General features: G+C 63.9%; 23 protein-coding genes. 10 read left to right on the plus strand and 13 right to left on the minus strand.

Annotated elements, in window-relative coordinates; all coding sequences use genetic code 11:
- Positions 1-82 precede the first annotated feature (82 nt).
- Positions 83-988 (minus strand): LysR family transcriptional regulator, encoded by a 906-nt coding sequence (locus tag JQK88_RS19580; protein ID WP_203279151.1) that lies wholly within the window; start codon positions 986-988, stop codon positions 83-85.
- Positions 989-1103: 115 nt separating this feature from the next.
- Between JQK88_RS19580 and JQK88_RS19585 the strand changes: the two genes are divergently transcribed.
- Positions 1104-1736 (plus strand): pyridoxamine 5'-phosphate oxidase family protein, encoded by a 633-nt coding sequence (locus JQK88_RS19585; protein WP_203279152.1) that lies wholly within the window; start codon positions 1104-1106, stop codon positions 1734-1736.
- 5 nt (positions 1737-1741) lie between these two features.
- Here the strand turns inward: JQK88_RS19585 and JQK88_RS19590 are convergent, their stop codons facing one another.
- The 3 genes from JQK88_RS19590 to ftsE form a co-directional block, all read right to left on the minus strand.
- Positions 1742-2467 (minus strand): YdcF family protein, encoded by a 726-nt coding sequence (locus tag JQK88_RS19590; RefSeq protein ID WP_203279153.1) that lies wholly within the window; start codon positions 2465-2467, stop codon positions 1742-1744.
- 134 nt (positions 2468-2601) lie between these two features.
- Positions 2602-3591, minus strand: coding sequence for a cell division protein FtsX (locus JQK88_RS19595; protein WP_192258292.1), 990 nt, complete (start codon positions 3589-3591; stop codon positions 2602-2604).
- On the minus strand, positions 3584-4243 hold the full coding sequence (gene ftsE, locus JQK88_RS19600; protein ID WP_023685344.1) for a cell division ATP-binding protein FtsE: 660 nt from the start codon (positions 4241-4243) through the stop codon (positions 3584-3586). The genes JQK88_RS19595 and ftsE overlap by 8 nt, the downstream gene beginning before the upstream one ends.
- Before the next feature lie 180 nt (positions 4244-4423).
- Between ftsE and JQK88_RS19605 the strand changes: the two genes are divergently transcribed.
- The 3 genes from JQK88_RS19605 to JQK88_RS19615 all read left to right on the plus strand — a co-directional run bounded on the left by JQK88_RS19605 (position 4424) and on the right by JQK88_RS19615 (position 6067).
- Positions 4424-5062 (plus strand): hypothetical protein, encoded by a 639-nt coding sequence (locus JQK88_RS19605; RefSeq protein ID WP_203279154.1) that lies wholly within the window; start codon positions 4424-4426, stop codon positions 5060-5062.
- Between the two features lie 26 nt (positions 5063-5088).
- A complete protein-coding gene (gene hpt / locus JQK88_RS19610; RefSeq protein ID WP_192258290.1) occupies positions 5089-5631 on the plus strand; it encodes a hypoxanthine phosphoribosyltransferase in 543 nt (180 codons plus the stop codon).
- Between the two features lie 64 nt (positions 5632-5695).
- Positions 5696-6067, plus strand: a complete 372-nt coding sequence (locus tag JQK88_RS19615) for a response regulator (RefSeq protein WP_112562237.1) — start codon at positions 5696-5698, stop codon at positions 6065-6067.
- A 6-nt stretch (positions 6068-6073) separates the two neighbouring features.
- Here JQK88_RS19615 and JQK88_RS19620 read toward each other — a convergent pair whose 3' ends face one another.
- Positions 6074-7024 (minus strand): DMT family transporter, encoded by a 951-nt coding sequence (locus JQK88_RS19620; protein WP_192258289.1) that lies wholly within the window; start codon positions 7022-7024, stop codon positions 6074-6076.
- Positions 7025-7252: 228 nt separating this feature from the next.
- On the opposite strand from JQK88_RS19620, the gene JQK88_RS19625 reads away from it, so the two are divergent.
- The gene (locus tag JQK88_RS19625; RefSeq protein ID WP_112562313.1) at positions 7253-8116 is read left to right on the plus strand and encodes a LysR substrate-binding domain-containing protein; all 864 of its coding nucleotides are present in this window, start codon (positions 7253-7255) and stop codon (positions 8114-8116) included.
- A gap of 23 nt (positions 8117-8139) precedes the next feature.
- Here JQK88_RS19625 and JQK88_RS19630 read toward each other — a convergent pair whose 3' ends face one another.
- The 3 genes from JQK88_RS19630 to JQK88_RS19640 all read right to left on the minus strand — a co-directional run bounded on the left by JQK88_RS19630 (position 8140) and on the right by JQK88_RS19640 (position 12247).
- Positions 8140-8511: a glyoxalase superfamily protein gene (locus JQK88_RS19630; protein ID WP_192258288.1), complete on the minus strand. Its 372-nt coding sequence runs from the start codon at positions 8509-8511 to the stop codon at positions 8140-8142.
- A 41-nt stretch (positions 8512-8552) separates the two neighbouring features.
- Positions 8553-11168: a TIGR02302 family protein gene (locus JQK88_RS19635; protein WP_203279155.1), complete on the minus strand. Its 2616-nt coding sequence runs from the start codon at positions 11166-11168 to the stop codon at positions 8553-8555.
- A gap of 137 nt (positions 11169-11305) precedes the next feature.
- The gene (locus JQK88_RS19640) at positions 11306-12247 is read right to left on the minus strand and encodes a threonine/serine dehydratase (protein ID WP_203279156.1); all 942 of its coding nucleotides are present in this window, start codon (positions 12245-12247) and stop codon (positions 11306-11308) included.
- A gap of 50 nt (positions 12248-12297) precedes the next feature.
- Between JQK88_RS19640 and JQK88_RS19645 the strand changes: the two genes are divergently transcribed.
- A complete protein-coding gene (locus tag JQK88_RS19645; protein ID WP_203279157.1) occupies positions 12298-12600 on the plus strand; it encodes an ArsR/SmtB family transcription factor in 303 nt (100 codons plus the stop codon).
- A gap of 20 nt (positions 12601-12620) precedes the next feature.
- On the opposite strand, the gene lysA is transcribed toward JQK88_RS19645, so the two are convergent.
- From lysA to argH, 3 genes are all read right to left on the minus strand, one after another.
- Complete coding sequence (lysA, locus tag JQK88_RS19650) at positions 12621-13889, minus strand: diaminopimelate decarboxylase (protein ID WP_203279158.1); 1269 nt, start codon at positions 13887-13889, stop codon at positions 12621-12623.
- A 59-nt stretch (positions 13890-13948) separates the two neighbouring features.
- A complete protein-coding gene (locus tag JQK88_RS19655; RefSeq protein WP_112562243.1) occupies positions 13949-14155 on the minus strand; it encodes a hypothetical protein in 207 nt (68 codons plus the stop codon).
- A 69-nt stretch (positions 14156-14224) separates the two neighbouring features.
- Entirely contained in the window at positions 14225-15625 is a 1401-nt protein-coding gene (argH, locus tag JQK88_RS19660) for an argininosuccinate lyase (RefSeq protein WP_203279159.1), read from the minus strand.
- A gap of 35 nt (positions 15626-15660) precedes the next feature.
- Here argH and tlpA point away from each other — a divergent pair, with 35 nt between their 5' ends.
- The gene (tlpA, locus tag JQK88_RS19665; protein WP_203279160.1) at positions 15661-16356 is read left to right on the plus strand and encodes a thiol:disulfide interchange protein TlpA; all 696 of its coding nucleotides are present in this window, start codon (positions 15661-15663) and stop codon (positions 16354-16356) included.
- On the opposite strand, the gene JQK88_RS19670 is transcribed toward tlpA, so the two are convergent.
- On the minus strand, positions 16353-18797 hold the full coding sequence (locus JQK88_RS19670) for a bifunctional diguanylate cyclase/phosphodiesterase (protein ID WP_203279161.1): 2445 nt from the start codon (positions 18795-18797) through the stop codon (positions 16353-16355). The genes tlpA and JQK88_RS19670 overlap by 4 nt on opposite strands.
- A 127-nt stretch (positions 18798-18924) precedes the next feature.
- Positions 18925-19968, minus strand: a complete 1044-nt coding sequence (locus JQK88_RS19675; RefSeq protein ID WP_203279162.1) for an endonuclease/exonuclease/phosphatase family protein — start codon at positions 19966-19968, stop codon at positions 18925-18927.
- A 281-nt stretch (positions 19969-20249) separates the two neighbouring features.
- On the opposite strand from JQK88_RS19675, the gene JQK88_RS19680 reads away from it, so the two are divergent.
- From JQK88_RS19680 to JQK88_RS19690, 3 genes are all read left to right on the plus strand, one after another.
- Positions 20250-21602 (plus strand): extracellular solute-binding protein, encoded by a 1353-nt coding sequence (locus tag JQK88_RS19680; RefSeq protein WP_192258283.1) that lies wholly within the window; start codon positions 20250-20252, stop codon positions 21600-21602.
- Between the two features lie 106 nt (positions 21603-21708).
- On the plus strand, positions 21709-22593 hold the full coding sequence (locus JQK88_RS19685) for a carbohydrate ABC transporter permease (protein ID WP_203279163.1): 885 nt from the start codon (positions 21709-21711) through the stop codon (positions 22591-22593).
- A 7-nt stretch (positions 22594-22600) separates the two neighbouring features.
- Positions 22601-23515, plus strand: coding sequence for an ABC transporter permease subunit (locus JQK88_RS19690; protein ID WP_192258281.1), 915 nt, complete (start codon positions 22601-22603; stop codon positions 23513-23515).
- The last annotated feature ends 5 nt before the right edge of the window (positions 23516-23520 follow it).

The raw sequence follows: 23520 nt of genomic DNA on the forward strand, positions 1-23520 counted from the left end.
GGGCCCGTTGAGGAGGTGTGCGTTGGTTACACCAAGCGCGGGCAAAAAGGAAACGCCGCAATGGCCGCAGCCAGCCTTCAGCTCACCACGCCGCCTGCAGCAGCCGCTGCTTCAGCCGCGGTGCGGCGAAATCGAGGAATGCCCTGAGTTTGACCGACAGCAGGCCCTGGCCGGCATGGACCAGGCTCACCGGCCATGGCTGTGGCTCGAAGGGCTGCAAGACCGGGACGAGCACGCCAGAGCGTACCGCGTCGGCGATCTGGTAGGACAGCACGCGCGTCATCCCGGCGCCGGCAATCGCGGCATCGATCGCCGCTTCGGCGGTGTTGACGCGCAGCCGCGAGCGTATCGGCACAATTCGTTCGCCCTTGCCGCCGGCAAAGCTCCAACTGGCGAGAGCGGAGGGCCCCTCGAAACTGATGCACTCATGAGCGGCCAGATCTTCCGGGGCCTGTGGCATGCCGTGCGTGGCGATATAGGCGGGACTGGCGCACACCACACGGCGGATCGCGCCGACGCGGATGGCGACCAGGCTCGACGGCGCAAGCTCGCCGATGCGGATGGCGAGATCGAGATGCTCCTCGGCCAGTTGGGTTATCCGGTCGGCCAATGTCAGGCGGATGTTGACTTGGCTGTAGGCCGCGAGGAACTCGGTGACGACGGGCAGCACGTGCAGGCGGCCAAAGACGATCGGGGCGGTGATGAACAGGTCGCCGGTCGGCGTGCTGTATTCGCCGGCGGCGGTGCGCTCGGCCTCGCCGACCTCGCCCAGGATACGGCGGCAGGCGGCGAGATAGGCCTGGCCGGCATCGGTCAGCGTCAGCTGCCGGGTCGAACGGTTCAGCAGTCGCGTCTGCAGATGCTTTTCAAGGTCGGAGACCTTGCGGCTGACCGTCGCCAGCGGAATTCCGAAGCGGCGGCCGGCGGCGGAAAGGCTGCCAGCCTCCACAACGGCGACGAACAGCGACATGGCTTCGAAGCGATCCATCATTGCTTCCGGAAAATGGAAGGAGAGGTTGCGAATATGCCATCTACATCCGAAAGATGGAAGCCTCTATATCGGAGCACACAATGGCCAGAGATTTGGCCTCGAGGAGGCTTTCATGAACGCGCATACCTTCACCAGCGACGTCGCCTTCACGCCGACGGTCAAGGCGATCCAGACCCGCAAGGGGTCGCGCAAGGGTTATGCCAGCGCCGAGGAGCGCGGCGGATGGCGCGCCCATATCACGCCGGACCTCGCCGACTTCATCGCGGCGCAGACCAGCGTCTTCCTGTCGACGGCCAATGGCGAGGGCCAGCCCTATATCCAGCACCGCGGCGGGCCTGCCGGCTTCCTCAAGGTGCTGGACGAGAAGACCATCGGCTTTGCCGATTTCTCGGGGAACAGGCAGTTCATCACCCAGGGCAATCTTGCCGACAACAATCAGGCATTCCTGTTCCTCATCGACTATGCGCATCGGCAGCGCGTCAAGATCTGGGGCACGGCGCGCGTTGTCGAGGACGATGCCGAGCTTTTGGCAAAGCTGATGCCGCAGGATTACAAGGCTCGCCCCGAGCAGGTCATCCTGTTCATGGTCTCGGCCTGGGATGCCAATTGCCCGCAACACATTCCGCAGCGTTTCGAGGCCGCCGACGTGGCGGCTGCACTTGCCGAACGCGACAAGCGGATTGAGCGGCTCGAACAGGAGATTGCGCGGCTGCGCGGCGCCTCGGACGGCGTGGCCAAGGGGTAATCGACTCAGTCCTTTGCGGTCGAAACCTCGGCCAGCGCGACGCTGTCGGCGGTCTGGCGGACCGGGACGATGCCGCGCGCCAGCGCCAGCAGGTATTTGCTGTATTCGGTCAGAAGCACGCGCAGTGCTTCCGGTTTGGTCAGCCAGTCGCCATTGTCGAGGTTGGTGTTGACCACCGGATAGGGCTCAAGCTTGGCGCCGTGCAACAGACGGCCCATCTCCAGCAAGCTGCGCGGCATGTGATAATTGTTGGTGACGAGGATGACGCTTCCATAGGCGTGGCTCTCCACCCATTTGGCGCTCTCCTGGGCATTGCCGATCGTGTCGAGCGCGGCGCGGTCGATGTCGACGCAGCAGGAAAACAGCGCCTTGTCACTGCCGGTCGCAGCCTGTAGCTGGCGGCGGCTGGCGGAGGGATGGACGCCTGAGATCAGCAACCTCTCGCCCTTGCCAGAGGCAAGCAGATCGAGTGCGGCGTCGAGGCGCGCCTGACCGCCGGTCAAGACGATGATCGCATCGGCCTTGGCCGGATCCGCCGGGGTGGTCATGTGGCTGACCTTGCTGGCGAACCAGCCGAAGCCGCCGGCAAACAGCGCCACCAGCAGCAGGAGACAGAGGGAGGCGAGACGCAGCACAGTCCGCAAACGACCCGGGCCGGTGCGCACACGTGAACGCGCACCCACCACTGGCATCTGTCCAGCCGTCCCGGTCGAGTTCCGCGCGTCCATCATCCTATGGTTAATCCTGAAATGCCGTTTTGATAAGGAAAAAAGCGCACATTGCGTTACGTCGGTTTTCGATCCGTGATCGCTCCGTTATTCCTGTCCCTGGCCCCCAAACTGTTTTTCGCTCCTGCCCTCATGGTTCAGCCCGCATCCGGCTGGCGGACATCGATGTCGCTGAGATAGGCGACGACGGTGGCGTGCGAGGTCGCCGCCGTCAGCCCACCGATCACCAGCACCATCAGGCCGACGCCGAGATAACCGGCCGATCCGATGGCGAAATTGCCGAACAAAGCGGTCGCTTGGTCGGCCTGCGGCGTTGCCATGTTGCGCGACGACCACCAGGAAAAGACGATGAAAACGAGGATCGCGGCGGCGCCGCCGGCGGCAGCGCCCTTCATGCCGGTGACCAGGAAATGCCAGCGGAATTCGCGCGCGATGAAGCGCGCCTCGGCGCCGACAAAGTGCAGCACCTCGATGATATGGCCATTGCCGGCCATGGCGCCGCGCGTGGCGAACACCACCGTCAGCACCGTCGCCGACAACATCAGCACCAGCACGGCGATGCCGATGGTGACGGTGGTGCGGGCCATGGCGACCAGCCGGTCGACCCAGGTGCGGTGATCGTCGAGCGAAGCACTGGGCAGCTTGGGCGTGATCGCTGCGCGGATGGCGGCAAAGTCGGGCGGGCTGGTCTCGTCGATGGTGACGATGATCAGCCGCGGCACCGGCAGTTCGTCGATGTTCAGCCCCGAGCCCAGCCACGGCTCCAACAGGCGGGCCGTCGCATCGCGGTCGATGATCCTGGTCGCTTTCACGCCGGGGAACTCGCCGGCGATCTGCGAGGCCTGAGCAAGGGCTGCCTCCATGTCGAGGCCGTCGACAGGCTTGATCTGGATCGTCGCCTCGCGCGAGATCTGGTTCTCCCAGACCGAGGCGGTATCGCGCACCAGCGTGACGGCGCCGAAGGTTAGGCAGGACAGGAAGGTCATGATGGCGATGACCAGCACCAGAGCGCGGCCGGCAATGTTCTGCGCCGGCACGATCGGCGCCATGCGGCGCTGGACGCGCTGCGGCGTAGCGGCCTGCTCCGCGGCCGCTTCATGCAGCTGTTCGGCGGATAGCTCAGTCATAGATATCCAGCCTTCCGCCGGCCAGGATCATGCGGCGCGCGTCGACCTGCTCCATCAGGCCGAGATCGTGGGTGGCGATCACCACCGCGGTGCCGAGACGGTTGAGCTCGATGAACAGCCTGAGCAGCCTACGCGCCAGTGGCGGGTCGACATTGCCGGTCGGCTCGTCGGCGAGCAGGATCTCGGGCTGTTCGATCAGCGCGCGGGCAATCGCGGCGCGCTGCTTTTCGCCGCCCGAGAGGACCGGCGGCAGCACATGCATGCGCTCGCCGAGACCAACCCATTTCAAAAGTTCGGTGACGTCGGTGCGGTAGCTCGCTTCCTCGCGGCCGCGCACGCGCAGCGGCAGGGCGACATTCTCATAGGTGGTCATGTGGTCGAGCAGGCGGAAGTCCTGGAACACCACGCCGATGCGACGCCTGAGATGCGGCAGTTCTGCGCGCGAGATACGCGAGCGGTCCTTGCCGAAGATGGTGATCAGCCCGCGCGTCGGCTTCAGCGACATGAACAGAAGGCGCAGCAGCGTCGTCTTGCCGGCGCCGGAGGGCCCGCTCAGGAACTGGAAGGAGCTCTCCGGAATGTGCAAGGAGATGTCGCGGAGGATTTCCGGACCCATGCCATAGCGGAGGCCGACATTTTCGAAGCGGATCACGTGCGGCGACCTGAAATGTGTGGCGGCGGCGTGCCAGCCCTTTCTGCCAAACGACCATCGGCCGCCATGGTTAACCGTCGGTTAATTTTCGCTGTTTTTGAATACGTCACAAGGGTTCCGGTGGGGAAGCGTTAACCATTTCCATTTACGCAAAAGAAACGAAGAGCGAACAGCGGGGCCATGATGGCTGAGCAACGAACCGCGCGCCCGGTTTCCGGCGAAATCATGACCGGGACAAGTGTCGCGCCGGAATTGCGTCCTATGGCGACCGATATCGTCGATGCCGATTATGAGGTGCTGCCACGCAGTGTCTCGAGGGCGGACGCCATCCAGCCGCCTGCGCGCAACGTGGCCACACCGTCGATCGAAGGCATGGACATGCTGCGCAAGCCGGAAGCCGCAACCGTGCGGCCGCCGGCTTCGCGTGGCGGGCCGATCTTCTGGATCGCCGGCGTCGGTGCAGCGCTGGCTGCCTTCTGGGTCTCGGGCGGCCACGCTTTGGTGCGCCAGACGCCGTTCTTTGCGGTTGAGCAGCCGGCGGGCGCCGTACTCAGCATTGCCGGCGTCACCTCTCGTGTCGACGCTTCCGGGTCCACCCCGGTGCTGTTCGTCGATGGCGAGGCCGTGAATGACGGTGTGAAGGCGGGACCATTGCCGCTGCTGGAGATTCGCGTCACCGGCAATGACAGCCGCATCACGCGCTATACGTTGGGGACATCCAGCCGTTCGCTGGCGCCTGGCGAAAGATTCGGCTTTTCCAGCCGTCTCGACGTGCCTAGAAACGGTGTAAAGGCCGTCTCGGTCACTTTCGCCGGTTAGGCGACGATCTCTCGGAAAGGTTATTGATGCCAGTTGTGCGCGGCAAGGACATCGAAGTCCTGTTTTCGGCGTCCGCGATCGCGCGGCGCAATCTGGAACTCGCCAAGGAGATCGCCGAGCGCGACTATCACGACCTGCTGGTGATTTCGGTGTTGAAGGGCTCCTTCATCTTTGCCGCGGATCTCATTCGCGCCATGCACGATGTCGGGCTGTCGCCGGAGGTCGAATTCATCTTCATTTCCAGCTATGGCGCCGGCACCACCAGCGGCGAGGTGAGGGTGCTGCGCGATATCGACAATGAGGTCGCCGGCCGCGACGTGCTGCTGATCGACGATATTCTCGAATCAGGCAAGACGCTTTCCTTCACTCGCAATCTGATGCTGTCGCGCGGCGCCAAAAGCTGCGCCATCGCGGTGCTGCTCGATAAGCGCATGCGTCGCCAGACCGAGCTCAATGCCGATTATGTCGGCTTCGACTGTCCCGATTATTTCGTCGTCGGTTACGGCATGGACGTCGCCCACGCTTTCCGGGAATTGCCATTCGTCGGTGTCGTCAAAGGCGACGCCTGAGAAAAGGTCTTCGACGTTTCAAATTTTCAGAAAAAGTCAACTTTTGCCCGCCAAATTCCGGCCCATGGCAAAGCTTCTGATCGTCGAGGACGATGAGTCCGTCCGTACCCTCGCTGCCCGCGCGCTCGAACGCGCCGGGCATTCAATCGACATTGCCGCCGATGGCGCGCAGGGGCTGGCGATGATCAGCGCGGCGGGCGGCGGTTACGACCTCGTCGTCTCCGATATCCGCATGCCGGAGATGGACGGCATCGAGATGGCGATCGCGGCGGCCAGGCTTTTTCCGGCGATGAAGATCCTGCTGATGACCGGCTATGCCGACCAGCGCGAGCGCGCCGAGGAGTTGAACGGCATCATTATCGATGTCGTGCAAAAGCCTTTCACGCTGGCCGAAATCCGTTCCCGCGTCGAACAGGCGCTGGCCTGCTTTGCCTGACGCTATTCAAGCCGCATCCTGGCTTGCAGCAAGGGCAGGCGCCACGCTCCTGCGCCGTTCGGTGTTGAGCGCGAGCAGGCCGGCGCCGATGATCAGCGCCGCACCGATGGCGGTGGTCGAGCGCGGCACCTCGTTGAAGAACAGAAAGCCCCACAGCGGCGACCAGATGATCCCCGTGTATTCGAAGGTGGCCACGCGGTTAGCCGGCGCCAGCCGGTAGGCCTGCGACAGAAGGATCATGCCGGCCGAGGCGACGAAGCCGCAGGCGGCCATCTTGAGGAAATCCGGTGTCGTCGGCCAAACCCATGGCCGCACCAGGAATTCGAGGCTTGGATGGACCGCGTGGGTTATGCCCGCAAGCCAGAATGTGCCGGCAACCGCGGCTGCGCCGACAAGATAGGCGCCGTTCTGGTAAAAGGCCATAACGGTTGAGGATTCGGTGTCGCCGATCTTGCGCGCCATCAGCTGCGAAAAGCCGTAGAGCAGCGCCGAACCCAGCGACAAGAAGGCCGCCCAGTCGAACAGGCCGGCGCCCGGGCGCAGCATCACGACCACGCCCAGCATGCCGATCAGCACGGTGGCGAGCGCCTGCCAGGACACGCGTTCGCCGAGATAGGGTCCGGCCATCGCCATGATGAACAGCGGCGCCATGAAGTAGAGCGCCACCGCGTCGGCGAGCGGCAAGGCGGCGATTGCCAGATAATAGACCGTATAGGAGCTGAACTGGATGAAGGCGCGGATCGTCAGCAGGCCAAACCGCTTCGAGGCGATGGCCGGCAGGCCGACATCGGCGCGGACGAGAACGATCAGGATCGGCAAGGCGACGATCGAGCGGATCCACATCACCTCGGTGACTGGATAGCCGCCCGACACCGCCTTGACGAGCGGGTCCTGGAGCGAGAACACCAGCACGCCGAGGCACAGGCTGATGATGCCGAGAACGATCCGGTTGCGCATGTCGTTGCTGCCGGCCCCTTGCCTGAAGTGCCCGCAGCCGCCCGGCTGCGGGGTAAAAAGAACCCGCCACCGTTTCGGGCAGCGGGTATGAGTGAGGACTCTTCGATTGGTCCGCAGCCGATTTCGCGGCCGCATATCCAATGGGTAGGCTGACTATCGTCCGGCGTTTGACATGTTGCAAACGAATTGGAATGATACCTGCGATCAAATTTGCTTATGACGGATTCGATGCGACCAACCCTCGACAGCGATCTTCTGCGCACCTTCGTCGCCATTGCCGAAGCTGGCAATTTCACCCGGGCGGCGGAGCAGGCCGGCCGCACCCAGTCGGCGGTGTCGATGCAGATGAAGAAGCTCGAGGAGCTGGTCGGCGACAGCCTGTTCGAACGCGGTTCGCGCGGCGTAGCCCTGACGCGCCGTGGCGGCGAACTGATCGTCAATGCCCGCCGCATCGTCTCGCTGCTCGACGAGACGGCGGCGTCGATGGCGGCGGCACCTCTCGGCGGGCCGGTGCGGATCGGCATTCCAGAGGAATATGGCCACGCCATCCTGTCGCGGGCACTCGGCGCCTTCTCCAAGCGCCACACCAAGGTTGAGGTCACGGTGCGCTATGCGCATTCAGGCGCGCAGCTGGCGGCGCTGGCTGCCGGCGAGCTCGACCTCGCCGTGGTCTTCGAATGGCAGGATCCCGGCGGCGGCGAGGTGCTGATGCACGATCCGACGGTGTGGGTGACATCGAGCCTGCATCACATGCATGAGGAGCGGCCGGTGCCGATCGCGCTCTACAACCGGGCCGGCTGGTGCAAGGACTTCGCCATCAAATCGCTGGAACAGCGCGGGCTGGCCTACCGAGTCGCCTATACCAGCGACACCACCGGCGGCCTGAAGCTCGCCGTCACCTCTGGCCTGGCGATCGCGCCGATCTCGCACAGCAACATTCCCGATGGCTGTCGCGAGCTCACTGCCGCCGACGGGTTCGGCCACATCGACTCCTCGAATGTGGTGATGCATCGCAACCCGAACGCGTCGGGCGAGGCGATCGACGGCATGCAGGAAGCGATCCGCGACGCATTCGTCAACAGGTCCGATTAGAACAGCTCCTTCCGGGAAACTGCCTAGCCTGCCGCATCCTCGTAGAAATGCAGGCGGTTGCCGAAGGGATCACCGACCGTCACTTCGCGGGTCTGCCACGGCGTTGCTTCGAGACCCGGCCGGGCGTAGCGGTATTTCTTGCCGATCAGTTCGCGGTGCAGCGCGGCGATATCCTCGACCTTGATGCGCATGGCCACGCCCGGCGCGCCGTCGCCGTGATGTTCGCTCAGATGCAGCACGCAGCCGTCGCGGATTACACCCATGTAGAGCGGCGCATTGTCGTCGAAGCGATGTTCGAACTCGACTTCGAAGCCGAGGAAGTCGAGGTAGAATTCGCGCGCCTTGGCGATGTCGAAGATGCGCAGGATGGGCGTTACGGCACCGAGTTTCGGCATGGCGCTGATACCATTCAGTTCGACGGATGTTGCCTTGGAGGCTACTTCAGCTCCAGCAGCCGCTCAAGATAACTGCGCTCGATGTCGGGGCTGAGCGCGTTGCCGAGCCGCTTGCGAATCGCTTCGAGGATCTGGCGGGCGCGCTGCACGTCGATCTCGTCGGGCACCTTCACCGAATCGCCGAAATCGGGTCCGCGGCTGGCGCGTGGCCGGCCCAGCGGATCGCGGTCGGCGTCCTGCTGGCGGCCGCCTTCCTGGCTACCGCCCTGGTCGCCCTGCATCGCCTGCAGCTGCTTCATCATCTCCTTGGCGCCCTTGCGCAGCGCTTCCAGCGCGCGGCCCTGGTGGCCGACTGCCTGGTCGCCTTCACCTTCGCCAAGCGACTTTTCGGCATTGCCCATGGACTTGCCGGCCTCACCAAATCCTTCATTGGGCTGCATGCCCATGCCTTCCAGGCCCTTCTTCAGCTTGTCGAGCTCGCTTTGCAACTGGCCCTGGCCTTCCTGCAGCTGCTTCATCGCATCGGCGAATTCCTGCGCCGTCATCTGCTTTTTGCGGGCAAGCGGATCGCGGTCGTCACCGGGGCCGGGTTTGTCCTGATCCTGTCCGCCGAGCTGCTGGTCGCCATCCTGTTGCTGCTGGTCTTGATCTCGCTGGCCTTGACCGCGCTGCATCTGGTCCATCCGGTAGGTGTCGTTCATCATCTCCTGCTGGCGGCGCATGATCTCGCCCAGCTTGTCCATCTGCTGGCGCATTTCACTGTCCTGCTCGCCGCCTTGTTGCTGACGGCCGGCCTGCAGGTTGTTCATCATGTTTTCCAGCTGCGACAGCAGCTCCTGCGCCTTGTCGCGGTCGCCTGATTTCGCCAGGTTCTCGATCTGGTCCATCATGCGGTCGATGTCGCTCTGGCGCAGCTCGCGGCCGTTCTGCTGCATCTGCGGCGCGTTCGGGTTCTGCTTGGCGCGCTCGGCGAACTCCTGCAGGAATTCGTTCATCGCCTCGCGCAGTTCCTTCATCGCCTTTTCGATCTCTTCGTCGCTGGCGCCACGCTTGATGGCATCCTGCAGCGCCTGCTGCGCCTGGCGCAGGCGCTTTTCCGCCGCGGAGAGATTGCCTTCCTCGATGCCGAGCGCGATTTCCCAGAGATAGGCAACCTCGCTGCGCAGCTGGTCGTCGCTGTCGGACATCTTCAGCCGGCTGCGGGCGCTCATGATGGCGAGGTAATGCGACATGTTGTCGAACGTGTCTTCGGGCCGAAGCGTGATGGCGTCCATCAGGTCGAGCACGCGCGGCTTGGCGTTGGCATCGAGCGCCAGCAGGCGGCGCTGCTCGATCACCGCCCGCGCCAGCGGATTGGCGAAGGGCCGCTCGGGCATCACAATCGTCTTGGTTTCGCTGGTCGCGGTGTGCCCGGCATCGTCGGTGGCGACAAGCGACAGCTTGATGCTGGCGCCGGCCCAGACATGTTCGGTGAGGTCCTTGGTGGTCTTGGCGGCGTTCGCCTTGCCGCCGCGGCGCGGTAGCGCCAATGGCATTTCAGGCGGTCCGTAAAGCGGATGCGCACCGGGCGCCGCCGGATCGACCAGCGCGAAAACCGCCTTGGCGGTGGCCGCGCCATAGTCGTCGTCGATCTGGTAATTGAGCTCGAAGGCGCCGTTGACGGCGCGCTTGGGCTCGCCGACGAAGCGAATGGTCGGCGGCTTGTCGGGGATCACCGCGAAAGCCCATTGGCCGAGATCGGCTTCGCCCGATTTCAGCGTCAGCGTGCCGTCAGCCGTCAGCTTGCCGGTGAACTGGCGCAGCTTGGGTGTTGCCGGGTTGACCGCCGCTGCCTTGATCGCTGCTGCCTGCGGTCCGGTCGGGTCGATGGCGCGGGCATTGCCGCTCTTGTCGGCGAAGCTGAGCGTTTCCTCGCCGGAGCCGCCGGTGACGCGCAGAGAGACGTCGCTGCCTTGCGGCACGGTAAAGGTGGCGGCTGCCTGCTTGGCATTGTTGTCGATGGCTGGGGTGGTCAGGAAGATGGGCGGCTTGCCGGTATAGGCCGGCGGGGTCACCCAGGCATCGATGCGCGGCGGAACGATGTCGCGCGCCGCATGGGCGCGGAAACCATCGGAGAGCCTGCCGCCGGACGGTCCGAAGGAAAAGGCGAAAGCGGTGACCAAAAGCAGCGCCGCCACGGCGCGGAGCCCCCACGGGTCGCGTTCCGGCACCCGGGCACGCGGCAGATCGGCGCCAAGATCGCCGAGCTTGTCGGCCATGCGCTTTTGGTGCTCGCGCCACAGCGCCTGGGAAAAGATGCTTTCCTTGCCGCTCGGACGGTCGGTCTGCACCAGCACCGGGCTGTGCTGCAACTGGTTGGCCGCCTCGATGCGGCGGTCGACCTCGGCGGCGGAGGGAAGCTCGAAGAAACGCAGCGGATAGAGCGCTGCAAGCGCGGCAAGGCCGAAAGCCGCGACCAGGACAATGCGCGCAACGTCAGGCAGGCGTGGGAAAAGTCCGAGCCAGGAGAGGCTGAGGAACAGGCTGGCGACGATGAGCAGCGGCAGAAGCAGCGGCCAGCCGCGCTCGACCGTCATCGAGACCCGTGTCGCCAACCGGCTTAGAGCAAGCCGTCCGGCCAGGCTGCGATCGCCGCTGGAAATGGGGCTTTCCGTCATCGGCCCTTCCTGCCCGGGCGGGATAGCCCGGACTCAACAAGCAGAAGTTTACCAGCAAACACGGCAAAGGCGAGGCGGTTCCGGAAAACTTGAAGAGCTTTGGCGGGTTTCCACCCGCAATTCAGTCAAAGCAAGACTCAGAATTTCGCTAGATCGGTGTTCGAGCCGCAGACCAGGACCGCGATCCGTTCGCCCGGCGCCGGCGTGTAGCGGCCGGACAACAGCGCTGCGAAGGCCGCGGCGCCGCCCGGCTCGGCGATGATCCGCACCCGCTCCCACAGTGCCTTCTGCGCGGCGATGATGGCATCGTCGGTGACCAGGATGGAGCGCTCGACGAAGGCCTCGGCGATCGGGAACATCATTTCGCCGACGCGCTTGGGCGCCAGCGAATCGGCGGCGACGCCTTCGGCTGGCGCGTCGACCGGGTGGCCGGCCTCGAAGGCACGATGCAGCGTCGGCGCGCCCTCGGGTTCGATGGCGATGATCCTGATGCGGCCGGCAAACCAGGCGGCGATGCCACCGATCAGGCCGCCACCGCCGACGGCGACCAGCAGCGTGTCGATTTCAGGCAAGTCTTGCTCGATTTCGAGGCCAAGCGTGCCTTGGCCGACGAGTGTTTCTTCCTGGTTGAAGGCGTGGATCTGCAAGGCGCCGGTCTTTTCGGCAAAAGCCTCGCTGGCAGCGAGCGCCTCGGCATAGCGGGCGCCGCCGACGATCAGTTCGGCGCCGTAGCCGCGGATGCGCTGAAGCTTGGCCGGCGGGCTGACTTCGGGGACGAAGATCGTCGCCTTGTGGCCGAGCCGCATGGCGGCATAGGCGACAGCGGCGCCATGATTGCCGCCCGACGCCGCGACGACGCCGGCCGCGGGCACCGGCCGTTCCAGCAGATTGGTGAAGGCGCCGCGCGCCTTGAACGAGCCGGAATGCTGCAGGCATTCGAGCTTGAGGTCGACCGCCAGTGGCGGCCGGCCAAAATCGGCCATGTCGACGCGCAACACCGGCGTGTGTCTGACATAGGGGCGGATGCGCGGCTCCATCGCGGCAATGCGTTCGCGCGTGATGCTGTTGCCGTTGGTCATGACCATCTCCTTGGGATTGACAGCAATTAGTAACTTGGCAAAATGGCTAAATGCAAGAGGTTGATGTCTTCAAGGCGATCGCCAACGAACGCAGACTGCAGATCCTCGACTGGCTGAAGGATCCGCGGGCGCACTTCCCGGTCCAGGCAGACGGCGATCTGGTCGAGGACGGCGTTTGCGCGCTGCTGATCGCAGAGAAGCTCGGCATTACGCAGGCGACGCTCTCCGAGCATATGCGCGTGCTTACCCAGGCCGGCCTGCTGCGCCCCAAGCGCATCAAGCAATGGACGTTCTACCGCCGCGACGAGGACAAGATCGCCGACACAAGGATGCTCATCCAGAACCGGCTATAGCGCAGCCGGCGCGGCGGCTTCTATGCAAGCCAGTCGGGCACCGAATCCAGGCCGATCAGCTCGTCATAGGTCTGGCGCTGGCGCACGACATGAAAGCGGTCGCCGTCGACCAGAACCTCAGGCACCAGAAGCCTTGTGTTGTAGGTGCCGGATTGCACCGCGCCATAGGCGCCGGCTGTCGAGACGGCAATCAGGTCGCCAGACTTCAGCCGGGGCAGGTCACGGTCGAGGCCGAGATAGTCGCCGGTCTCGCAAACCGGGCCGACGACATCGACCGCCATGCGCGGCGTGTCGGTCGGCGGCTGCACCACCGGCTTGATGTCGTGGAAGGCATCGTAGAGCGTCGGCCGGATCAGATCGTTCATGGCGGCGTCGACGACGAGGAAATTCTTGGCGTCGCCTTCCTTCACGAAGATCACTTCCGAGACCAGGATGCCGGCATTGCCGACGATCAGCCGGCCCGGCTCGAACATCACCTTCACCCCAAGCTTTGTCAGATGCTTCCTGACGGTCTCGGCATAGGCATCGGGCAGAGGCGGCGGGCTGTTGTCGGTGCGGTAGGGGATGCCGAGGCCGCCGCCGAGATCGACATGCTCGACGGCGTGGCCATCGGCGCGCAGCGCGCCGACCAGTTCCGCCAGAAGCGCAAAGGCGTCGTCAAAGGGCTGCAACTCGGTGATCTGGCTGCCGATATGGGTGTCGATGCCGATGGGCTTGATGCCCGGCAAGCCGGCGGCACGGGCATAGACGTGGCGCGCCCTTTGCCACGGAATGCCGAACTTGTTCTCGGCCTTGCCGGTGGAGATCTTCCTGTGCGTCCTAGCGTCGACATCCGGGTTGATGCGCAGCGAGACCGGCGCCACCTTGCCGAGTGCCGTGGCGCGGGCCGACAGCAATTCCAGCTCCGGCTCGGATTCGACGTTGAAGCAGAGAATGCCGGCCTCGAGTGCGAAATCCATTTCGCGCGCGGTCTTGCCGACACCGGAAAACACGATCTTGTTGGCCGGGATGCCGGCGGCGAGCGCGCGGCGCATTTCGCCTTCCGAGACGGTGTCGGCGCCGGCGCCCAGCCTTGCCAGCGTGCGCAGCACCGCCTGGTTGGAATTCGCCTTCAAGGCATAGCAGACCAGCGTGTCGAGCCCGGCGAAGGCCCCGGCAAAGACACGGAAATGCCTGGTCAGCGTTGCCGTCGAATAACAATAGAACGGCGTGCCGACGCTTGCGGCGATGTCTGGTATCGCCACGTCCTCGGCATGGAGCACGCCGTCGCGGTAGTCGAAATGGTTCACGAGAGTGTTTCCGGAAGTTGGAGCAAGAGACCAGATAAACTAAGCCGGTCTCGTCGGCTCTAGAGCAGCGGGTCGAGGATGAACTTCTTGTCCACGACCGGTTTTTCCGGCTCCGGCGGCACGGGCTGCTTGGCGCGCTCGGCGTCCTTGCGGGCCTGGACGGCTGCTTCATAGGGCGTGTCAAGACCGGCCTTGCGGCCGCAGGCGGTTACGGCGACCATCGCCGTCAGCAGCGTCAGCGTCACCAAAATCCTGCGTGCGGTCATCGATCCATCCGTCCGAAACTTTTATGTGCTGCGCTTTTAACCGAGTTTTCGGCGCATTGCACCCCGGCATCATGCCTTGGCGATGCGCTTTTTCCAGGTACGGATCTGCTTCCTGACTTCCGACGGCGCGGTGCCACCGAAGCTTGTGCGGCTCTTGACCGAATTCTGCACCGCAAGCACCGAGAAGATGTCCTGGGTGATGCCGGGGTTGATCGACTGCAGGTCCTCCAGCGAAAGCTTCTCCAGGCTGACCTTCTTCTCTTCAGCCAGCGCCACCGCGCGGCCTGTGACATGATGCGCCTCGCGGAAAGGCAGGCCCAGCGTGCGCACCAGCCAGTCGGCAAGGTCGGTCGCGGTCGCGTGGCCTGAGCCAGCGGCTTTTTTCATGGCGGCGGCGTTCACCGTCATGTCGCGCACCATGCCGGTCATCGCCGCCAGCATCAGATCGAGCGTTTCGGCGGCGTCGAAGACGGATTCCTTGTCTTCCTGCATGTCCTTGCCGTAGGTCAGCGGCATGCCCTTCATCACCATCAGCAGGCCGACCAGATGGCCGGTGACGCGGCCGGTCTTGCCGCGTACCAGTTCGGCGGCGTCCGGGTTCTTCTTCTGCGGCATGATCGAGGAGCCGGTGGAGAAGGAATCCGACAGCCTGATGAAGCCGAACTGCGGCGTCGACCAGATAATGATCTCTTCGGCGAGCCGAGACAGATGCGTAGCGCAGATCGCTGCCAGGGCTAAGAACTCCAGCGCGAAATCGCGGTCGGAAACGCTGTCCAGCGAATTGCGCATCGGTTCGCGGAAGCCGAGCGCTTTTGCGGTCTGGTGGCGGTCGATCGGGAAGCTGGTGCCGGCAAGGGCTGCCGCGCCCAAGGGGCTTTCATCCATCCGCTCGATGGCGTCGCGGACGCGCGACAGGTCGCGCGAAAACATCTCGACATAGGCCATGCAGTGATGGCCAAAGGTCACCGGCTGCGCTGCCTGCATATGGGTGAAGCCCGGCATGACGGTTGCCGCATGCTCCTCGGCCCGCTCGAGGAAGGCTGATATCAGACCCTTCAGCGCTTCGGCGACACGGAAGCACTCGTCCTTGACCCAGAGTCTCAAGTCCACCGCGACCTGGTCGTTGCGCGAGCGGGCGGTGTGCAAGCGGCCGGCGGCCGAGCCGATCAGATCGGAGAGGCGTGCCTCGACATTCATGTGGATGTCTTCCAGACGGGTCGAGAATTCGAACGTGCCGACCTCGATCTCTTTCAGGATCGTGTTCAGGCCGTGAGCGATTTTTTCTTGATCGGCCGCCGAAATAATGCCCGTTTGCGCCAACATCTCGCTATGGGCGATCGAACCTCTTATGTCCTGCGCATAGAGTTTGCGGTCGAACGAGATCGACGCGTTGATCGCTTCCATGATGGCGGCCGGACCCGAGGCAAAACGTCCGCCCCACATCTGGTTACTGGCCTTCTTGTCGCTCATCGCTATAACCCGTGCTCCGGAGCAGTTTTAGAATAATGGCAGACGGCAATAGATACTTCCCGGCCCCGCGCCTGATCCTTGCCGCTTTGGTGGCGGGCGTGCTGGCGGGCGCGGTCGCGGTATATGTCAGCGACAGCGGTTCTGGCAACAACGCAGCCTCCGGCAGCACGCCGGCGCAAGCTGCCACTGGCGGCGGCAAGGACGACGTCGCCTGTGCCGCCAAGAGCGACCGTGCCAAGAAGGTCGCCGCCGCGGCCACGGGCCAGGTTGCCGCATTGCTGCCCGCCGATCCGCCGCAATCGCTGAAAAGCCTGGCCTTCAACGGTCCCGACGGCAAGCCGATGACGATCGCCGACCATGCCGGCAAGACGGTGCTGCTCAATCTCTGGGCGACATGGTGCGCGCCTTGCCGTGCCGAAATGCCGGCGCTTGATGCGCTGCAGAAGGAAAAGGGCAGCGACGCCTTCGAGGTGATCGCGGTCAATGTCGATGCCGGCGACGATGTGAAGCCGAAGAAATTCCTTGGCGACATCGGCATCGAGAAGCTTGGTTTCTATCGGGATTCGACGCTGGCGTTGTTCAACGACGTCAAGACGCGCGGCCTGGCGCTTGGCCTTCCCGTCACCATGCTGATCGACGGCGAAGGCTGCCTGGTCGCCCATATGAATGGTCCGGCCGAATGGTCGGGACCGGATGCCAAGCGGCTCGTCGAGGCCGTACTCGCGCCTTAGGCTGAGCGAAGCGCCGCCGCCGGTTCGAGCATCAGGATGCTGCCGCTGCGCGGTTTGATCGGGGCGTCGTCCCCAGCTGGTGCAGTGACGCCGGTCAGTTCGCTGAACGCCTCGATCGGGCTCGGCCGGCCAAGATAATAGCCCTGGCCAATCTCGCAGGCCTCGGCGTCGAGGAATTTCAGTTCGCCCAGCGTCTCGACGCCCTCGGCCAGAACCGGCAGGCCAAGACCACGGCCAAGCCCCAGAACGGCGCGCACGATGGCCGCCACCTGGCCGTTGCTGTCGACCGATTTGATGAACGAGCCGTCGATTTTGATCTTGTCGAAGGGGAAGGCGCGAAGGTTGGACAGCGAGGAGTAGCCGGTGCCGAAATCGTCCATCGCCACACGCACGCCCAGCGCTTTGACCTGCCGCAAGGTGGCGAGCGCGCGCGGCATATCCTTGACCAGCGCCGTTTCTGTGATCTCGAGTTCGAGCCTGCTGGGCGCTAGCCCGGAGGCGAGGAGGACCTCGTGGACCTTGCGGCTGAAATTCGGGTTGTGGAGCTGCACCGCCGAGACATTGACCGCGACGGTGAGAGGGCTCTTCCAGCGGGCAGCCTCGGCGCAGGCTGTCGCCAGCACCCATTCGCCGATATGAATGATGACGCCGCTGTCTTCGGCCACCGGGATGAAGGTCGCCGGCGACACGTCACCGCGCTGCGGATGGCGCCAGCGGATCAGCGCCTCGAACCCGACCATCCGCCCGCTGCTGATCTCCTTTTGCGGTTGGTAGACGAGCCGAAACTCATTGCGCGCTATGGCCTGGCGCAGCTCGTGCTCCATCACGCGCCGGTCGCGCGCCTCGGCGCCCATCGAGGCCTCGAAATAACGGTAGGTGTCCTTGCCTTCGGCTTTGGCGCGATAGAGCGCGGTGTCGGCGTGGCTGACCAGGGCTGTCGGTTCATCGGCGTCGAGCGGATAAAGTGCAATGCCGATGCTGGCCGACACCAGGCCGCCGCCGACCGACTGCCGGTTTTCCTCGCGCATCGACGCCAGCACCGCCTCGGCGATGCGGCCGGCTGCCTGCGGATCAGAAAGGTTCGGGGCGATGATGGCGAACTCGTCGCCGCCGAGACGCGCCAGCATCTGCCCCTGGCGGAGCACGCCGGAGGCGCATAGCGCCACCTTCTGCAGCATGGCATCGCCGGCGCCGTGCCCGAACAGGTCGTTCACTTCCTTGAAGCGGTCGAGGTCGAGCAGCAACAGCGCAAGATGCCCGCCCTTGCCGCCGCGGCTCATTGCGGCAATTTCGGCCTCGAGCCGGCCGGAGAAACTGCGGCGGTTGGGGAGCCCGGTCAGCGGGTCGAAGTGGGCGAGGCGCAGGATCTCCTGCTCGGCCTTCTTGCGTTCGCGGATGTCGCGTACTGCAACGACGCTGTGCCGCTTGCCGCAATAGTCGATGCTCCTGGCGATCAATTCGACGGGGATGGCGGTGCCGTCATGGCTTCTCAACTCGGCCTCCAGTGCCTGTCCGCTGCAGTCGGACATGCTGGCTGCGGTGCGTTCGCCGAAAAGGTCGCCGAGCAGCATCGCGTTCAGCGCTTCCGGCGCCATGCCGGTGAGAGCGGCGATGCTGTCATTGGCGCTGACGATGCGGGTGCCGTCGCAGACGATCAGGCCCTCGACGGCGGCGTTTGCGAGGTCGTGCATACGCTCGGCCTCGAGCTTGTGACGACGGAAGCGCAGGTCGATCCACAGTGCCGCGGCTGAAAGCACCAGGATCGCCAGGCTGACTGCAGCGGCGGCGAAGGCCTGCGATACCGGCTCGACCGTGAACTGCGATATCTCAATGGAGGAGTCCGGGAAGATCGACACCGCGCCCATGGCGATGAAATGCAAGGTGCAGATCGCCAGCGTCAACAGGACGGCGGCGCCGATGGTCGCCTGCATGGACGGGCGCCGCAGCACGACCAGCAGCGCCAGCGCGGCGAGGGTGACGCCTGCCAGCAGCGAGACGGCGACCAGAAGCGAGTTCCAGACGATGCGCCCTTCGACTTCGAAAGCGGCCATGCCGATATAGTGCATAGCGGCGATGCCGGCACCGAGGATCGCGCCGCCGACCAAAGCGTAGTCGATGCCCCGGCGCAAGGTGGCAATCCACATGCCGGCGGCTGTCAGGGCGACGGAAGCGGCGAGCGAAAGCGCCGACAGTTCCGCATTGTACGCGTTGGGTATTCCCGGAGAAAAGGCAAGCATGGCGATGAAATGCGTCGCCCAGATACCGAAGCCCGTGGAAGTGGCTGATATCATCAGCCAGGTATAGCGGTTGCGCTCGCTTGAGCGGTCGACATGGCGAAGCAGATTGACCGCCGAGAACGAAGAAATACCGCAAATAAGGGCTGCCAGTGCGACCAGTTTCAGATCGTGTTCGTGCACGATGCAATTATAGACCGTCAGCATCTCGCCCCACCTGCTCTCCCGCAGCAATCAAGCCATCGACTTGATTAGTGCGGGACGCTTGAAGAATCGGTTATGCGCGCCACAACTACAGCGGGTTTTTCGGGTTGTACCTTGCGGCGATCTTTTCTCATACCAAGCGCACGGTCACGAGCAGCGCTTCGTGATCGGAGCTTGGGCGGCCATCCGGAAGCACCGCGGGCAGAACTGAAGGGGCGCTTGCCGCAAGGCCACGGGTGAAGAACCAGTCGATGCGGCCGACTGGTGCCGGATTGCCGGCCTCGCGCCGCTGTGTCGGCAAATCGAGATTGTTGGCGGCCTGCCAGCCATAACCGCGCCCGGCAAGGACGGCGAACAGTGGTTCGTGGCGTTCGACGTCATCGATCAGCCGGCCGGGCTCGGCCGCGATGCGCGCTCGCCATGCGACAGGATCGTCATTGCGTTCCTCATGGGTGGCGGTCAACGTGTTGAAGTCGCCGCCGATCAGCACCGGCGCCTCGGGATCGTATCTGTCGATGGCATCGAGGAGATGGCGGGTCTGGTCGGCCCTGCCGGCAGGATCGGTGCGGTTTTCGAGATGCACCGAGACGACCGTTACCCGACGGTCGCCGAGCTGCACCTGGCCGCCGATCGCCATGCGGCCGCCAATGCGCGGCTGGCCGCACTCCGGCCGGAACCAGCCGCCGGCCGCGTCGAGGCGCACCAGAAAGGGCCGCTGCAAGGGCACGACGCTGGTTACGGCGTTGCCGTGAAAGCCCTCGCTGTTGGCGGCTTCGCCAGTTTTTGCGCGCTCAGCCTCGTTACCGCCGCCGAGCTCGACGAACTCGACGCCATAGGCATAGGCGTGGCCGAGCCGGTCAGCCAGCGTCCGCAATGGATGGCCATTGCCGGAGCGCGCCATGCCGTTGTCGACCTCGGACAAAAGCACCACGTCGGGAGACTGGGCGGCAAGCGTTGCGGCGATGGCATCGCCGTAGCGAAGCCGCTCAACGTTCCAGGCCACAACGGTCAGGGCCTCGCCAGCCTTATCGCGCGACGCCGTGCCGCCGATCTCGATCTGGCCGAGCGCGGGAATGGCGGCTGCATGACGCAGATGGGTAGCGCTGTCGCGCGGGCCTTCGCGCATCGCCTGGCGGTCGGCGACGGGCACATGCGTCAATTGCTGGACCAGCATTCGTCTCTCCACTCAAGTCCGCCATCTGGCGCCGTCATCTGGCAGGATACATTAGCCGGATAATCATTCTTTCGGCAGGGTCTTTTCGCCGTTCCGAGGCGCCCTAGCTACCTAGAGCGTCGATGTGACGGTTTCATGCCGGCGTGGCCGTCGAGGAGGAGAGACTGGCTGTCCACAGGCCTGAAAGGGCACAACAGAACTGTCACATACCTTCTCTATGAGAGCGGCAAGGGACTTGCGCAAAGCCTGATGTCATCAGCCACTCAAGAGGGATAAAATCCATGTCGATCTTCAAGCAGGGCCTTGCGGCCCTTGCCGCCGGCGCCTTCAGCATCGCGCTGGCGCAGCCGGCTGCCGCGGAGCCGGTCAAATTCGATTTCTGGTTCGGCCTGTCGGGCGACCTCGCCCGCGTCGTCGATACGTTGTGCAAGAACTTCAACGCTTCGCAAGCCGACTATGAAGTCGTCTGCACCAGCCAGGGCAATTACGACGCCACGCTGCAGAACACCATCGCCGCCTTCCGCGCCGGCAAGCAGCCTGCCGTCGTGCAGGTCTATGACGTCGGCACCGCCACCATGATGCTGTCGGGCGCCTACAAGCCCGCAGACAAGCTGATGGAAGAAAACGGCTACAAGATCGACTACGCCGACTATTTCCCCGGCATCGCCCGCTACTATGCGACGTCGAAGGGCGAGATGCTCTCGTTCCCGTTCAATTCCTCGACCCCGCTGATGTACTGGAACAAGGACGCCTTCGCCAAGATCGGCAAGACAGAGGCACCGAAGACCTGGGAAGATGTCGCCACCGACCTCAAGGCCCTGAAGGACGCCGGCTATGAATGCCCGATGGCGATCAACATCTCGGCCAATGAAAGCTGGCAACTGATGGAGCAGTTCTCGGCGCTGCACAACCAGCCGATCGCCACCAAGAACAATGGCTATGACGGCCTCGACGCCCGTCTGGAAGTCAACAAGACCAAGTTCGTCCAGTATGTCACCGATCTGAAGAAGTGGTATGATGCCGGCCTGATCAAGATCAAGTCCAAGGACCTCGGCCAGGATATGGTGCAGTCCTTCGCGACCGGCACCTGCCAGGTCATCCTGACCTCGGTCGGCGACCACGGCACCGTCGGCCGCACGCAGAAGGAAGGCATGAACTGGGATGTCGCCGAACTGCCGGTCTATGCCGGCACCGAGCGCAAGAACTCGCTGGTCGGCGGCGCGTCGCTGTGGGTGCTTTCCGGCAAGTCGGACGCCGAATACAAGGGCGCGGCCGCGTTCCTGAACTTCATCCACGACCCCAAGACCGCTTTGTTCTGGTCGACCAACACCGGCTACATCCCGGTGACCAAGTCGGGCTTCGACTACCTGAAGTCCCAGGGCTTCTATGACAAGGCGCCCTACAAGGGCCGTGAAGTCGCGATCGCCAGCCTGACCGCGTCGGAGCCAACGGAAATCACCCGCGGCATCCGTCTGGGCAACTTCACCCAGATCCGCGCCGAGTTCGGCACCCAGATGCAGGCGATCTTCGCCAACAAGGTCAGCGTCCAGGAAGGCCTCGACACGCTGGTCAAGAATGGCGACGCCATCCTTGAGCGCTTCCAGCAGACCTATCCGGGCAAGACCCTGCCCTAACCCCGGATACCGGTATGGCCGCCCGCCAAGAATCGACGGGCGGCCATTTCGCATCTAGTCTCGATGCAGGAAAACGGGCCGGCGGTTCAACGGCCTGGGCGGATCAATGGAAAAACGCGTTACCTTCAGCAGGTGGACTATCGGCATCCTCTTCGCGGTGCCGCAGCTGCTTTTAATCTTCACCTTCTTCTACTGGCCTGCCGGCCAGGCGGTGTACTGGTCGTTGACGTTGCAGCAGCCATGGGGCGGCGGCAACATCTGGGTCGGGCTCGACAATTTCCGCTCGATCCTGTCCAACGCAGATTACTGGAATTCGATCAGCGCCAGCCTCATCTTTGCCGGTATCAGCACCGGGCTGGCGATGTTCATCGCGCTGGTGCTTGCCGCGCTCACCGATCGCCAGCTTGCCGGCTCGCGCCTTTACCGAGTGGTGCTGATCTGGCCCTACGGCATCGCCGCGCCTGCGCTGGCGCTGGCGTTCCGCTTCATCTTGGCGCCGGAAGCCGGCTTCATGGCCGTCGTCAACCAGGTCTGGCCCGGCTTCTGGGATCCCGGCCTTGATGGCGCTGATGCCATGGCGTCGATCATCGTCGCCTTTTCCTGGAAATATGTCGGCTATAACTTCATCTTCTTCCTCGCCGCATTCCAGGCCATACCGCGCTCGCTAATCGAGGCGGCGGCGATGGACGGGTCCGGCGTCATCAGGCGTTTCTGGGACATCCAGTTCCCGCTGATCACACCGACGATCTTCTTCCTGCTCGTCATCAACATCACCGAAAGCTTCCAGGATTCCTTCGGCATCGTCGACATCATGACCTCGGGTGGCCCGGCCAACGCCACCAATCTGATGGTCTACAAGATCTATTCCGACGGCTTCAAAGGGCTGGACTATTCCGGTGCTGCCGCACAGAGCATCATCCTGATGATGCTGATCATCGTGCTGACCATCTTCCAGTTCCGCTTCATCGAGCGGCGCGTGCACTACAGGTGAGATGATCATGGTAGAGCGCACCCCGTTCCTGAATTTCTTCACCCATGTGATCCTGTTCGTCGGCTTCGTATTTTGCATCGCGCCGTTCGTGATCGTAGCCATCGCCGCATCGCACAACCTCAAGGACGTCAACGACGTGCCGATGTCGCTGCTGCCGGGCAGCGACTTCTGGGTCAACATCAAGACGGCTTGGGCAACGGCCGACCTCGGGCCGAAGCTGCTCAACAGCTTCATCATGGCAACCGGTGTCGCCGCCGGCAAAGTGATCATCTCGGCGCTCACCGCCTTCTCGATCGTCTATTTCCGCTATCCCGGCCGCACCTTCATCTTCTGGCTGATCTTCGTGACGCTGATGCTGCCGCTGGAGGTGCGCATCGTGCCGACCTATGCGGTCGTCGCCAATGTGCTCGAACCCTATCAGACGATCATGGATCTGACCGGTCTATCCTGGCTGATCGAGAAGGTTTCGGGCGTGCATGTCGCGCTCAATCTGGGGATGCTCAATTCCTATCCCGGCCTGATCTTGCCGCTGATCGCCACCGCCACCGGCACCTTCCTCTACCGGCAGTTCTTCCTGACCGTTCCCGACGAGTTGACCGAGGCAGCGCGCATGGACGGCGCCGGACCGCTGCGCTTCTTCATCGATATCCTGTTGCCGCTGTCGCGCAACAATATGGCCGCGCTCGGCACCATCATGTTCCTATGGGCGTGGAACCAGTATCTGTGGCCACTGCTCATCACAACCGACCAGTCGCATGCCACCGCGGTGACCGAACTCAAACAGCTCATCCCCAATGTCGGCGGCGCCCCCGAATGGCACATTGCCATGGCCGGCACGCTGATCATCATGCTGCCGCCGCTGGTCGTCGTGGTGCTTATGCAACGCTGGTTCGTGCGCGGCCTGATTGCCACCGAAAAATAAGGAGC

It is taken from the genome of Mesorhizobium caraganae (assembly GCF_016836705.1).
Classification (GTDB): domain Bacteria; phylum Pseudomonadota; class Alphaproteobacteria; order Rhizobiales; family Rhizobiaceae; genus Mesorhizobium; species Mesorhizobium caraganae.

Excerpts from the sequence above, each read along its gene's own strand:
- JQK88_RS19580 (WP_203279151.1), bottom strand. The coding sequence starts at position 988 with ATGGATCGCTTCGAAGCCATGTCGCTGTTCGTCGCCGTTGTGGAGGCT.
- JQK88_RS19585 (WP_203279152.1), top strand. The coding sequence starts at position 1,104 with ATGAACGCGCATACCTTCACCAGCGACGTCGCCTTCACGCCGACGGTC.
- JQK88_RS19590 (WP_203279153.1), bottom strand. The coding sequence starts at position 2,467 with ATGATGGACGCGCGGAACTCGACCGGGACGGCTGGACAGATGCCAGTG.
- JQK88_RS19595 (WP_192258292.1), bottom strand. The coding sequence starts at position 3,591 with ATGACTGAGCTATCCGCCGAACAGCTGCATGAAGCGGCCGCGGAGCAG.
- JQK88_RS19605 (WP_203279154.1), top strand. The coding sequence starts at position 4,424 with ATGATGGCTGAGCAACGAACCGCGCGCCCGGTTTCCGGCGAAATCATG.
- hpt (WP_192258290.1), top strand. The coding sequence starts at position 5,089 with ATGCCAGTTGTGCGCGGCAAGGACATCGAAGTCCTGTTTTCGGCGTCC.
- JQK88_RS19615 (WP_112562237.1), top strand. The coding sequence starts at position 5,696 with ATGGCAAAGCTTCTGATCGTCGAGGACGATGAGTCCGTCCGTACCCTC.
- JQK88_RS19620 (WP_192258289.1), bottom strand. The coding sequence starts at position 7,024 with ATGCGCAACCGGATCGTTCTCGGCATCATCAGCCTGTGCCTCGGCGTG.
- JQK88_RS19625 (WP_112562313.1), top strand. The coding sequence starts at position 7,253 with ATGCGACCAACCCTCGACAGCGATCTTCTGCGCACCTTCGTCGCCATT.
- JQK88_RS19630 (WP_192258288.1), bottom strand. The coding sequence starts at position 8,511 with ATGCCGAAACTCGGTGCCGTAACGCCCATCCTGCGCATCTTCGACATC.
- JQK88_RS19635 (WP_203279155.1), bottom strand. The coding sequence starts at position 11,168 with ATGACGGAAAGCCCCATTTCCAGCGGCGATCGCAGCCTGGCCGGACGG.
- JQK88_RS19640 (WP_203279156.1), bottom strand. The coding sequence starts at position 12,247 with ATGACCAACGGCAACAGCATCACGCGCGAACGCATTGCCGCGATGGAG.
- JQK88_RS19645 (WP_203279157.1), top strand. The coding sequence starts at position 12,298 with ATGCAAGAGGTTGATGTCTTCAAGGCGATCGCCAACGAACGCAGACTG.
- JQK88_RS19655 (WP_112562243.1), bottom strand. The coding sequence starts at position 14,155 with ATGACCGCACGCAGGATTTTGGTGACGCTGACGCTGCTGACGGCGATG.
- argH (WP_203279159.1), bottom strand. The coding sequence starts at position 15,625 with ATGAGCGACAAGAAGGCCAGTAACCAGATGTGGGGCGGACGTTTTGCC.
- tlpA (WP_203279160.1), top strand. The coding sequence starts at position 15,661 with ATGGCAGACGGCAATAGATACTTCCCGGCCCCGCGCCTGATCCTTGCC.
- JQK88_RS19670 (WP_203279161.1), bottom strand. The coding sequence starts at position 18,797 with ATGCTGACGGTCTATAATTGCATCGTGCACGAACACGATCTGAAACTG.
- JQK88_RS19675 (WP_203279162.1), bottom strand. The coding sequence starts at position 19,968 with ATGCTGGTCCAGCAATTGACGCATGTGCCCGTCGCCGACCGCCAGGCG.
- JQK88_RS19680 (WP_192258283.1), top strand. The coding sequence starts at position 20,250 with ATGTCGATCTTCAAGCAGGGCCTTGCGGCCCTTGCCGCCGGCGCCTTC.
- JQK88_RS19685 (WP_203279163.1), top strand. The coding sequence starts at position 21,709 with ATGGAAAAACGCGTTACCTTCAGCAGGTGGACTATCGGCATCCTCTTC.
- JQK88_RS19690 (WP_192258281.1), top strand. The coding sequence starts at position 22,601 with ATGGTAGAGCGCACCCCGTTCCTGAATTTCTTCACCCATGTGATCCTG.